This window comes from Stenotrophomonas sp. PS02298, from assembly GCF_029959445.1.
In the GTDB taxonomy this organism is placed as follows: Bacteria; Pseudomonadota; Gammaproteobacteria; order Xanthomonadales; family Xanthomonadaceae; genus Stenotrophomonas.
In genome coordinates this window covers 1-11,470 of record NZ_JASCOR010000140.1, presented here as the reverse complement: position 1 = coordinate 11,470, position 11,470 = coordinate 1, and the positions used below count along the sequence as shown (strand labels likewise).

Here is an 11,470-nt window from a genome sequence, read left to right as displayed (position 1 = left end):
TGCCATCGGCATCCGCGAGCGTCTGGTGGAACTGGGTGGCGAAAAGCCGAGGCTGCATTGAGCCTTGCTTTGCTCTGCCTTTTGTAGGAGCGGCGTCAGCCGCGAAGCCACTGCGGCATCCGAAGCCAGGGATCAACGCAACATCTCTGCAGTAGCGGCTTTGCGCACCGAGCCAAGACGATCCTTCGGTAGGTGAATGTGCTTAGCCGACTTCGGATGCCGCAGTGGCTTCGCGGCTGACGCCGCTCCTACAACCGGTTTCGGATGCTGTAATGGCTTCGCGGCTGACGCCGCTCCCACAAACAGCACAAGCCACGCGCTGCGGCTCAATCCAGCTCGACCATCTCGAAGTCATCCTTGGTCACGCCGCAGTCCGGGCAGGTCCAGGTGTCGGGCACGTCTTCCCAGCGCGTGCCCGGGGCGATGCCTTCTTCCGGCAAGCCGTCGGCCTCGCTGTAGATGAAGCCACAGACGACACACATCCAGTTGCGCAGGTTGGAGGCCGTAGCGTCGGACATCGGGGATAATCACCGGACAGAGAAGCGGCGTTGATTGTCACATTCCCCACGCCGTACCGGTAGCCATACATGACACAGCTTGCCGACGCCCGTGGCGTCTACCTGATCACCCCCGACGACACCGACAACGCGCGCCTGCTCGAACGGGTCCGCCCCTTGCTGGCCGGCACCACCTGGCTGCAATACCGCAACAAGGCGGTCGATGCCCCCACCCGTCTGGCCCAGGCCACTGCCCTGCAGGCACTGTGCGCCGAAGCCGGGGTTCCGCTGATCATCAATGATGACGTCGGCCTAGCCCTGCAGGTCGGCGCTGCCGGCGTGCATCTGGGTGAAGACGACGGTGACATCGCTGCCGCCCGGGCACTGCTCGGCCTGCAGGCCATCATTGGCGCGTCCTGCTATGACGAGCTCGAGCGTGCCCAGCGCGCGGTTGCTGCTGGTGCCAGCTACGTGGCCTTCGGCGCCTTCTTCCCCAGCCGCAGCAAGGTCACCCCGCGCCGGGCCAACCCGGAGCTGCTGCGACAAAGCGCCGCACTTGGGGTGCCGCGGGTGGCGATTGGTGGTTTGACCCCGGACAATAGCCGGCCTGTGGTGGAGGCTGGTGCGGATCTGATCGCGGTGATCAGTGGCGTGTTCAGCGAGGCCGATCCGGTAGCGGCGCTTGAGGCTTATCGGAGCTGTTTCCGGGCCGCATGACCTTACGGACCTCACTAATCTCTGCCATCCCTTCTCCCGCCTGCGGGAGAAGGTGCCCCGAAAGGGGCGGATGAGGGGGCTTTTGACGTTCGCTTGCTGGAAGCTTCCCCTCACCCCAACCCCTCTCCCGCAAGCGGGAGAGGGGCTAATGCAAAGCTCAGCTCTTCGTTGTTGTTGATACCTCAAAGGACTCACGCATGAACCACGCCCAATCCCACGCCCTGTTCACCCGCGCGCAGACCTTGCTGCCGGGTGGCGTCAACTCACCGGTGCGTGCGTTCAAGTCTGTCGGCGGCGAACCCTTCTTCGTGCAACGCGCCGATGGCGCCTACCTGCATGACGTGGATGGCAACGCCTACATCGATTACGTCGGCTCCTGGGGCCCGATGATCGTCGGCCACAACCACCCGGAAGTGCGCGACGCCGTGCAGCGGGCCATCGGCAATGGATTGTCGTTCGGCGCGCCGTGCGCGGCCGAAGTGACCATGGCAGAGACCATCACCCAGCTGGTGCCGTCCTGCGAAATGGTGCGCATGGTCAACTCCGGCACCGAGGCGACGCTGTCGGCGATCCGCCTGGCGCGCGGCGCCACCGGCCGCAACAAGATCGTCAAGTTCGAGGGCTGCTACCACGGCCACGGCGACTCCTTCCTGGTCAAGGCCGGCAGCGGCATGCTGACCCTGGGCGTGCCGACCTCGCCGGGCGTGCCGGCCGGGTTGAGCGAACTCACCCTCACCCTGCCCTACAACGATTTCGAAGCGGCTACCGCGCTGTTCGAACAGCAGGGCGCCGACATCGCTGGCCTGATCATCGAGCCGGTGGTGGGCAACGCCAACTGCATCCCGCCGCGCGAGGGCTACCTGCAGCACCTGCGCGCGCTGTGCACGCAGCATGGTGCGCTGCTGATCTTCGACGAAGTAATGACCGGCTTCCGCGTTGCCCTCGGCGGCGCGCAGGCGCATTACGGCATCACCCCGGACCTGAGCACCTTCGGCAAGATCATCGGCGGCGGCATGCCCGTAGGCGCCTATGGCGGCCGCCGCGAGCTGATGTCGCAGATCGCACCGGCCGGCCCGATCTACCAGGCCGGCACGCTGAGCGGCAACCCGGTGGCGATGGCCGCCGGCTTGGCGATGCTGCAGCTGGTGCAGGCGCCGGGCTTCCACGAGCGCCTGACGGCGGCAACCAACACGCTCTGTGATGGCCTGGAAGCGGCAGCGCGCGATGCCGGCGTGGCCGTGACCACCAATCGCGTCGGCGGCATGTTCGGCCTGTTCTTCAGCAGCGAAAAGGTCGAGACCTACGCACAGGCCACCACCTGTGACATCAAGGCCTTCAACGTGTTCTTCCACGCCATGCTGGAACGCGGCGTGTTCCTGGCCCCGTCGGCCTACGAGGCTGGATTCCTGTCCAGCGCGCATGACGACACGGTGATCGAAGCTACACTGGTTGCGGCACGTGAGGCGTTCAAGGTGGTTGCGGCGGGCTGATCAGCCTACAGCGACAATGATCGAAACCGAGCCCCTCTCCCGTTCACGGGGTGAGGGGGACAGATTGCGAACCATCGGTTCGCTGCCCCTCGAACGTCCTTGCGCCAGCGCAAGGGCCGGGGCGCGGAGCGGGGGTTGGGGTGAGGGCAGCTCCTGCTTCGAGGCTTCTAGAACTCAAGCCAGGCATCAGCTCAACCAAAAACCAGCTTGCCCTTCATCATTCCCCAATGCCCCGGGAACGAACAGAAGAAGGTGTAGTCACCACCACGCGTCAACTTGCTGGTCGCAAAGCGCACCTGCGTGGTCTGCCCGCCACCGATCACCGGCGTGAACGCGATCACCCGCGCATCATTCTTCGGCAGATAACTGTCAGCCAGCGTCGAACGCATGCCCGCGGTAGCCACCTGCTGGAAATCCGGCGTGCGCGTCAGCACCCAGTTATGCCCCATCGCCGTGGCCGGCATCCTGCCGGTGTGCTTCAGGGTCAGGTCCACCTGCGTGCAATCGGCGGCAACCCGGATCTGCGGCACGGAGAACTGCATACGGTCATTGCTTTCGATGGTGACCGCACAGGTACGGGCCAGCGCGGGCGCGGCAGGCAACAGGCCGGCAAGGGCCAACAACAGCAGGCTGGAACGCTTCACGGTGAACTCCACGCTATGACAACCAAAGTGTCCTGATTCTAGGCAAATGTGTCTGATTTCACCTGTGACGCGATGTCGCAGGCTGCACACCGAGGCCATGCCAGCGATACTGCAACCCCGCCCTTGCCCTGCCATCAATGCAACGACCGCACGCCCTACTGCTGGATTTCGACGGTCTGCTGGCCGATTACGATCACCGTATCCACCTGCGCCGGCTTGCCGATGCTGCCGACTGCACACCCGAGCATGTGGACGCGGCTTTGCGCACGGACGGGCTAGAGTTCGCCCATGCCCGTGGTGAGCTGGATGGTGAGCAGTTGCTGCAGGCACTGAATCAACGCCTTGGCAGCACATTGGTTGCGCCACACTGGCATGCCGCGCGACTCGCTGCGACCAAGCTGCGTAACGATTGCACAGCAGTACTGGAGCGCGTGCATGCGGATGTGCAGGTTGCGGTACTGACCAACAATGGCCTGCTGACGCGGCCGGTTATCGAGCAATTGCTACCGGGTCGGCGCGTGCTGTGCAGCGCTGCGCTTGGCGCGCGCAAACCTGATCCAAAAGCGTACCTGGCAGCCTGTGCGGCGCTTGGCTGTGCGCCTGAGCGAAGCCTGTTCGTCGACCACCTGTTCCGCAATGTGCAGGGTGCGCGCGAAGCCGGGTTGCCTGCCGATACAGCGTTTCATGCACAGTCGCTACGACGCCTGCTGAAGCGCCATCACCTGCTGCGCTGACCTGGTTTCCCGCCCCGATTGAAATTCATTTGATATCCGTTGGCGACACTGGCCTCCCAAGTCACTGGAGCCACCGATGAACCTGCCCTCTCGATTATTGCTGTCCCTCCTGCTGCTGGCTCCTGCATTGCCGCAGCATGCAAGTGCCGCAACGGACAAGGTGCTGATCGTGGTCAGCGGTGAAGGCAAGGATGCGGGGAAACAACGCCCCGGCTACGAGTTCGACGAACTGTCGCAGGCCTGGCTGGTATTCAAGGCCAACGGCCTGCAGGTGGAGGTTGCCAGCCCCAAGGGCGGCGCAGTGGAGGCCGACAAGTACAACCCGGACGAGCCCTTCAACGCTGCCTTGCTGGCCGATGCCCAGGCGATGCGGCAATTGGCCGACACCAAGGCTACTGCCGCGGTGAACGCTTCCGACTACGCCGCCGTGTATCTGGTCGGCGGCAAGGGCGCGATGTTCGACCTGCCACGTGACCAGGCTTTGCAGCAGCTGCTGGCCACGGTCTGGGACAACGGCGGCATCGTGGCCGCGGTCTGCCACGGTCCTGCCGCCTTGGCCGAGGTACGACTGGCTGATGGCAGCCTGCTTGTCGCTGGTCGCCAACTCACCGGCTTCAGCAATGAAGAGGAAGCGATATTCGGCAAGAAGTGGGCGCCGCAATTCCCATGGCTGCTCGAGGATGCACTGCGCCAGCGTGGCGCGCGGTGGCAGGAAGCGCCATTGATGATGCCGAAGCTGGTGGTCGATGGCCGCTTGATCACCGGCCAGAACCCGTACTCCACCACCGCCGTGGCAGAAGCCATCGTGCGGGCGACAGGTCGCACACCGGTCGCCCGCACACCGTGGCGCGATGAAGCCAGCATGGCCTTGGTGGAACGCCTGCTCAGCGGCGACGTGCAAGGCGCACATGCCTCACTGGCGGCCGATGTCTCCCGCCATCACGTCGAGCTTATCGGCATCCTCGGCTACTACCAGGCACAGGCCGCAGCCAACGATGCCGCCCTGGAGCAGGCCTTGCAGGTCATGGAACTGGCCTTGCCACACATGCAGGAGGCACAACTGAAACTCGCCGCTGCCCAGGCCCACCTCACGCTCAAGCGACCGGCACAGGCGCGCACCCTGGTACTCCAGGCACTGGCAGGCAATCCGCAGCTGGAACAGGCTCAAGCCCTCCTGCGACAGATCGACGGTTGAACCATGCCCCTGCCCGCCCTGCGCATCCTGGTGATCGAGGACAACCGCCTGCTACGCGACAACCTGCAGGCGTTGCTGTCCGCACACGGATTCCACGCCAGCTTCGCAGCAGACGGCCGCAGCGGCCTGCAAATGGCATTGGTCGACCCACCTGACGTGCTGGTGCTCGATCTGGGCCTGCCCGGCCTTGATGGACTGCAGGTCTGCCAGCGTCTGCGCGCCGAGTCCGACCGGCATGTCCCGATCCTGATGCTGACCGCACGCGACGCACTGGACGACCGCCTGCTTGGCTTCCGCAGTGGCGCCGACGATTACCTGGTCAAGCCCTTCGCTGGCGAGGAACTGGTGGCCCGCTGCCTGGCCTTGTCACAACGCCATCGCGCCGGCCAGCCGCACGTGTTGTGCATAGGCAGCCTGCGGATAGATCGCCGCAGCCACGAGGTGCAGCGCCAGGGACAACGCATCGAGCTGCACCAGACCAGTTTCGACATCCTGCTGGCGCTGGCCGAAGCATGGCCGCGCACGCTGACCCGCAGCGAGCTGGTGCAACGCCTCTGGGGCGATACGCCACCCGACTCGGACCCATTGCGCACGCATCTCTATCTGTTGCGGCAAATGCTGGACAAGCCTTTTTTCACACCGATGCTGAAGACTGTGCACGGCGTCGGCTTCCGCCTTGAGTCCGATGAGCACGCGCTCTGATGAATCCTTCCTCGACGCCACGCAAACGACTGCGCAACCGACTGATGCTGGCCTTCGCCGGCTTCACGCTGGTGGTCGCCACACTGTTCGGGCTGTACGTCGCCGTGTTCGCCTATGCGGTTGAGGACATGTTCTTCAACGGGCTGCTGGAGCGCGAAGCCAGCGAGCAGCTGCAGCATCATGCGCAGACCGGCGCATGGAAGGCACCACGCGAATCATGGATGCAGGTGATCGAGTCTGCGACAGACCTGCCCGACAGCATCGCAAGCACCCTTGCACGCGAACCGCGTCGGCGTGAATTCCCGGGCAGCGCCGGCCGCCACTACCATCTGCAGCGCCTGCAGCCTGATGCCGCTGCCGAACCGGCCTGGCTGCTGGCCGAAGTGAGCCAGTTGCTGGTGGTTCGGCCACAGCGCGCGGGTCTGTTTCAGTTGCTGGCCTGGTCTGGCGTTGCGGTGATTGCGCTGGCCCTGCTGCTCGGCGCATGGCTGGCAGGTCGCACCACCGCGCCTTTATCGCGGCTTGCGCAGCTCGTCGACAACACCGGGCCCGATCACCTGCCTGCCGTGCATGCGCAGCGCTTTGCCGACGACGAAGTCGGCGTGCTGGCACGTGGGCTGGAGGCCTTGATCATCCGCATCCGCGCCTTCGTCATCCGCGAGCGCGAGTTCACCCGCGATGCCAGCCATGAGCTGCGCACACCGTTAGCCGTCATTCGCGGAACCACCGAGCGCCTTGCCCGTGATCCGTCGCTGTCGCCTGCGGCACAGCAGGGGCTTTCACACATTCGCCAGTCCACGCTGCAGCTGGAACAAACGGTCAGCATGCTGCTGGCCTTGGCCCGCGAACAGGCGCTACCTGCCACTGGCGGGCCGAACCGAATACTACCGATTATCGAGCGCGTCATTATCGAGCAATCGCCGCTGCTGGACGACAAGCAGATTGAGCTGGACATCGATGTCCCGTTTGCCGCAAGCAGCACACAGCCAATGGCAGTGTTGCAGGTATTGCTCGCCAACCTGATTGGCAACGCCTTCGCCCACACAACCGCCGGCACGATACGCATTGCCGCTGAAGGCGAACAGCTGCACATCACCAACCCCGGCGATAGCATCAGCAACCAGGCATTGGATGCCTTCAGCAAGGGAGCGAACAGCACTGGCTTCGGACTGGGCCTTTCTATCGTGCACCGGCTTTGCGAGCAGCACGGCATTGCGCTGGACATACGCCACGACGACGGACTGACGTCGGTCGCGTTCCCGCTCCTGCCAGCACCAGCTACGCCATGAAGACCCTTGTGCAGATTCTTCTGCTATGCGCATCCCTCTTGGCGACACCTTTTGCTGCATCCAATGACAGAAGCCAACTGTATGCCGACATGCAGCAGATCCTTGATGAGGAAGGACTGCAAGGCGCGGTCTGGGCCACCGTCGCGGCAGATGGCAGTACGGTCAGCGATGCCGCAGGCGTGCGCGATGCAGCCAATCGCATGCCCATGCAGGACTCCACTCGCGTGCACGTAGGCTCGGTTGCCAAAGCGGTGCTTGCCATCGGCGTGCTGCGCCTGGTCAGTCAAGGCCGCCTTTCATTGGAGACACCGGTGACAGCGGTGGATCCTGCAATCCGCTTCGATAATCACTGGGAAACCACGCACCCGGTACGTGTGCGCCACCTGCTTGCGCATACAGCTGGCCTGGAGAACCTAAAGCTGGGCCAGTTCTTCAGTCTTCGTGCGACGGCTGACGTGCCCCTGGCCACCGCATCCGGAACGGAGCGCGCGCCGCTACGCGTCCTCAGCCAGCCTGGCAGCCGCTTCAGCTACTCCAACCTTGGATACACCGTGCTGGGGCAGGTGATCGAGGCCATCAGCGGTGAACGCTACGAAACCTGGATGGACCGGGAAGTGCTGAGCGCGCTGGGGATGCGAGACAGCACCTTCACCTACACCACGCAGACCGGCACGCATGCAGACCCGCATCTTGCGATGGGCCACTTTGAACAGGCGCGCCCCGCACCTGCCGTACCCACGTTTCTACGCCCTGGCGCGCAACTGACCACCACCGCCGACGACATGGCGCTGTTCGCCAGCTTCCTGCTTGGCGACGGCAGCAACGCTGGGCAGCCCTTCATTGCAATGGACCTGATGAACGCAGTGACCGCACCGGCTGGAACCGAGGCTGTACGCGCGGGCCTGCCACTCGGCCATGGACTGGTACTGGTCGGGCGCGATCGACACGGCCAGATCGGCGGCTGCCATCCTGGCAACACCGTTGGCTACTGGGCGATGCTGTGCATATTTCCGCAGCAACGCAGCGCTTTCTTCGTTGCCACCAACACCGACAACGAAGACGCCAAGAACGAAAGACTCAACCAGCGGCTTGTCGAAGCACTTGCACTGCCGCCCATTGCTTCAGTGCAGTCCGCATCACCCACCACCACCTCGCTGTCACAGTGGAACGGCTTCTACATCCGCTCACCACAGGCAATGCCTGCAATTGCACCACTGCAGGCGCTGACAGATTTCGTTCGCATGGACACGGCTGGCGACCAGCTCCGTCTACGTTCACTATCCAAGGATGCGCAGTTGCTGCAGCCGCTTGGCAAGCGGCTGTTCCGGGCGGACGGCCGGGTCCTGCCCTCACATGTACTTTTGATGGGTGAAGATGGTCAACCTGTCCTGAGCGACGGGCTGCGCAGCCATGTGCGGGTTCCTGCCTGGCGCATCATCGTGCCTGGGCTGCTGCTGTCCATCACCATGATCGGCGTTGTCATCATGATGCTGGCCGGTGGTGTGTTGGCGATACGCGGAAAGCTGCGTTGGCAGCATCCGGTTCTCCTGCCATTCCTGGCCGGTACGGCCTTGCTGCTGCCAATAGCCTTGCTCCATCGGCAATCCCTGCTGGAACTGGGTGACCGGACTGTAGCGAGCATGTCGCTGGCCGGCGTGAGCTTGCTGCTGCCGTTGGCGCTGGTGACAGGAACAGCAGCGGGGCTGCATGGATGGCGACGCGCCGAGCGCGGAACGCGACTGCTGACGGCATGCCTGTTGGCGACCCTGCCCGGCTTTGGACTGCTGGCTGCATGGCAGTTGCTGCCATTGCGGCTGTGGCTGCTGTAAATGCCAGCGTCCTGACCCCTGCGCTGGCCGATACCGCAGATAAGCGATGCCCCCGAGTCACCGCTGCAGGCGGTGCACGTCGAGGGCATCAGGTTTCCGCAGCACTGTACTCGCCAGTGCTATCGCTTGTTTCAGCCGCGTGAGGCGATATAAGCCGCAATCGCCTCGCGCACGCGCTTCAGGCCTTCTGCCACTTCTTCGTCGGTGATGTTCAGCGCCGGCACGAAACGCAGCACGCTGGTGCCGGCCTGCAGGATCAGCACCTGCTTTTCGGCCGCCAGGTCCAGCAGCACGCCGATGTCAGCCACGTAGTCGGGCTTCAGCACCGCGCCCAGCATCAGGCCCATGCCGCGCACCTGCTCGAACACGCCGAACTCTTCGCCGATGGCTTCCAGACCGGCTTTCAGTGCGGCCGACTGGCGCACGACATTGGCCTTGATCTCATCTGACGACAGCTTGCGCAGCGCCACGCGGGCAACCGCTGCCGCCAGCGGGTTGCCACCGAAGGTGCTGCCGTGCGCGCCAACGCCCATGATGTCGGCGACCTTGGGGCCGGCCAGCATCGCGCCGATCGGGAAGCCACCACCCAGCGCCTTGGCGAGGGTGACGATGTCCGGGGTCACGCCCCAGTTCCAATGCGCGAAGAGCTCACCGGTACGGCCCATGCCGACCTGGATTTCATCCAGCACCATCAGCGCATCGTGCTGGTCGCACAGCTCGCGGGCGCGGCGCATGAACTCCGCACTGGCCGGCATCACCCCACCCTCGCCCTGCACCGGCTCGAACATCACCGCGGCAACATCGCCACCGGCCATCGCTTCTTCAAGCTGGGCGACGTCGTTGAAGTCCACGTAACGGAAGCCACCGGGCAGCGGCTCGTAGCCTTCCTGGTACTTGGGCTGGGCGGTAGCGGTGACCGTTGCCAGGGTGCGGCCATGGAAGCTGCCACGGAAGGTCACGATGAAACGCTTCTCCGGGCCACGGCCCTGCGCGCTGGCCCACTTGCGTACCAGCTTGATCGCCACTTCATTGGCTTCAGCGCCGGAATTGCACAGGAACACGCGCTTGGCGAAACGCGAAGCTTCCACCAGTTCCTGCGCCAGGTGCAGCGGCGGCTCGCTGTAGAACATGTTGCTGGTGTGCCAGAGCTTGTCGGCCTGCTCGAACAGCGCGGCCTTCAGGTCCGGATTGTTGTGGCCCAGGCTGCACACCGCGATGCCGGCGGCCAGGTCGATGAATTCACGGCCCTGCGTATCCCACAGTCGCGCGCCCTGGCCTCGCTCCAGCACCAGCTGGCGCGGGCGATAGACCGGCAGGTAGTAATTGGACAGGGACAACAGCGGCTCGACGACAGCGGTCATGGCGTTCCAGATCAGTGGGTGTGAATGCTCCATTGTCCTCCATTCCGCTGGCCTGCGGCACAATGGGCGCATGCGACTGTTCTCAGCCCCCCAACTGAACCCGGCGAGCGACAGCGGCTGGCGCCGCCGTTGGTTCGACATCATCCACCGCACCGACACCCCGCCCTCGCGCCGCTTCGACCTGCTGCTGGTCTGGGCCATCCTCGCCAGCGTATTGGTGGTGATGTTCGACAGCGTGCAGCACATCCACACTGCATGGGCCAGCTGGTTCTATGTGGTCGAGTGGGGTTTCACCCTGCTGTTCACCGCCGAGTACCTGCTGCGCCTGCTGGTGGTACGGCGGCCGCTACGCTACGCGTTCAGCATCTGGGGCATCATCGACCTGCTGGCGATCCTGCCTTCCTATATCTCCTTCTTCATCCCCGGCGCACAGAGCCTGCTGGTGGTGCGGGTGCTGCGCCTGCTGCGGGTGTTCCGCATCCTCAAGCTGACCCGCTACATCGAGGAAAGCGGCGTGCTGATGGCCGCGCTATGGCGCAGCCGCCGCAAGATCCTGCTGTTCCTGTCGATGGTGGTGACCATCGCCATCATCGCCGGCGCCTTGATGTATGTGATCGAAGGCCCGCAGTACGGCTTCAGCAACATCCCCGCCAGCATGTACTGGGCGGTGGTGACCATGGCCACGGTAGGTTTTGGTGACATCGTCCCGCACACCACGCTGGGCCGCTTCATCACCTCGGTACTGATCCTGATCGGCTACAGCATCCTGGCCGTGCCGACCGGCATCTACACCGCCGAGCTGGCTGGCAACATGCTGCGCGAAAGCCGCCGGGACAGCCGTGGCTGCACGGTGTGCGGGCACGAAGGGCATGAGTTCAAGGCGAAGTACTGCAATCGCTGCGGGCATGAGTTGCCGGAGCATCTGGAGCATTGATCCATCTTGCCGGGGTTGGTAGTGCCGAGCCATGCTCGGCAGGGGTCTTATCGGGAATGCCTCTGCCGAGCATGGCTC

General features: G+C 64.3%; 11 protein-coding genes. 8 read left to right on the top strand and 3 right to left on the bottom strand.

Annotated elements, in window-relative coordinates:
* Positions 1–326: 326 nt before the first annotated feature.
* Entirely contained in the window at positions 327–518 is a 192-nt protein-coding gene (locus QMX78_RS16825) for a rubredoxin (protein ID WP_282271680.1), read from the bottom strand.
* A 69-nt stretch (positions 519–587) separates the two neighbouring features.
* Here QMX78_RS16825 and thiE point away from each other — a divergent pair, with 69 nt between their 5' ends.
* Entirely contained in the window at positions 588–1,214 is a 627-nt protein-coding gene (gene thiE / locus QMX78_RS16820; RefSeq protein WP_282271678.1) for a thiamine phosphate synthase, read from the top strand.
* Between the two features lie 197 nt (positions 1,215–1,411).
* Positions 1,412–2,704 carry a glutamate-1-semialdehyde 2,1-aminomutase gene (gene hemL, locus QMX78_RS16815; protein WP_282271673.1) on the top strand — a complete coding sequence of 431 codons (1,293 nt, stop codon included), beginning with the start codon at positions 1,412–1,414 and terminating at the stop codon, positions 2,702–2,704.
* A 191-nt stretch (positions 2,705–2,895) separates the two neighbouring features.
* Here hemL and azu read toward each other — a convergent pair whose 3' ends face one another.
* A complete protein-coding gene (azu, locus tag QMX78_RS16810; protein WP_282271671.1) occupies positions 2,896–3,348 on the bottom strand; it encodes an azurin in 453 nt (150 codons plus the stop codon).
* Positions 3,349–3,485: 137 nt separating this feature from the next.
* Between azu and QMX78_RS16805 the strand changes: the two genes are divergently transcribed.
* The 5 genes from QMX78_RS16805 (at position 3,486) to QMX78_RS16785 (ending at position 9,097) form a co-directional block, all read left to right on the top strand.
* Positions 3,486–4,082, top strand: coding sequence for an HAD-IA family hydrolase (locus QMX78_RS16805; protein WP_282271668.1), 597 nt, complete (start codon positions 3,486–3,488; stop codon positions 4,080–4,082).
* 76 nt (positions 4,083–4,158) lie between these two features.
* Positions 4,159–5,277: a type 1 glutamine amidotransferase domain-containing protein gene (locus tag QMX78_RS16800; RefSeq protein WP_282271666.1), complete on the top strand. Its 1,119-nt coding sequence runs from the start codon at positions 4,159–4,161 to the stop codon at positions 5,275–5,277.
* Between the two features lie 3 nt (positions 5,278–5,280).
* Positions 5,281–5,979, top strand: a complete 699-nt coding sequence (locus tag QMX78_RS16795; protein ID WP_282271664.1) for a response regulator transcription factor — start codon at positions 5,281–5,283, stop codon at positions 5,977–5,979.
* Complete coding sequence (locus tag QMX78_RS16790) at positions 5,979–7,268, top strand: HAMP domain-containing sensor histidine kinase (protein WP_282271661.1); 1,290 nt, start codon at positions 5,979–5,981, stop codon at positions 7,266–7,268. Before QMX78_RS16795 ends, QMX78_RS16790 begins: the two co-directional genes overlap by 1 nt.
* 89 nt (positions 7,269–7,357) lie before the next feature.
* Positions 7,358–9,097, top strand: a complete 1,740-nt coding sequence (locus QMX78_RS16785) for a serine hydrolase domain-containing protein (RefSeq protein ID WP_282271659.1) — start codon at positions 7,358–7,360, stop codon at positions 9,095–9,097.
* Between the two features lie 131 nt (positions 9,098–9,228).
* Here QMX78_RS16785 and QMX78_RS16780 read toward each other — a convergent pair whose 3' ends face one another.
* Positions 9,229–10,458 carry an acetylornithine transaminase gene (locus QMX78_RS16780; RefSeq protein ID WP_282271681.1) on the bottom strand — a complete coding sequence of 410 codons (1,230 nt, stop codon included), beginning with the start codon at positions 10,456–10,458 and terminating at the stop codon, positions 9,229–9,231.
* 70 nt (positions 10,459–10,528) lie between these two features.
* Between QMX78_RS16780 and QMX78_RS16775 the strand changes: the two genes are divergently transcribed.
* Positions 10,529–11,392 (top strand): ion transporter, encoded by an 864-nt coding sequence (locus QMX78_RS16775; protein ID WP_282271657.1) that lies wholly within the window; start codon positions 10,529–10,531, stop codon positions 11,390–11,392.
* The last annotated feature ends 78 nt before the right edge of the window (positions 11,393–11,470 follow it).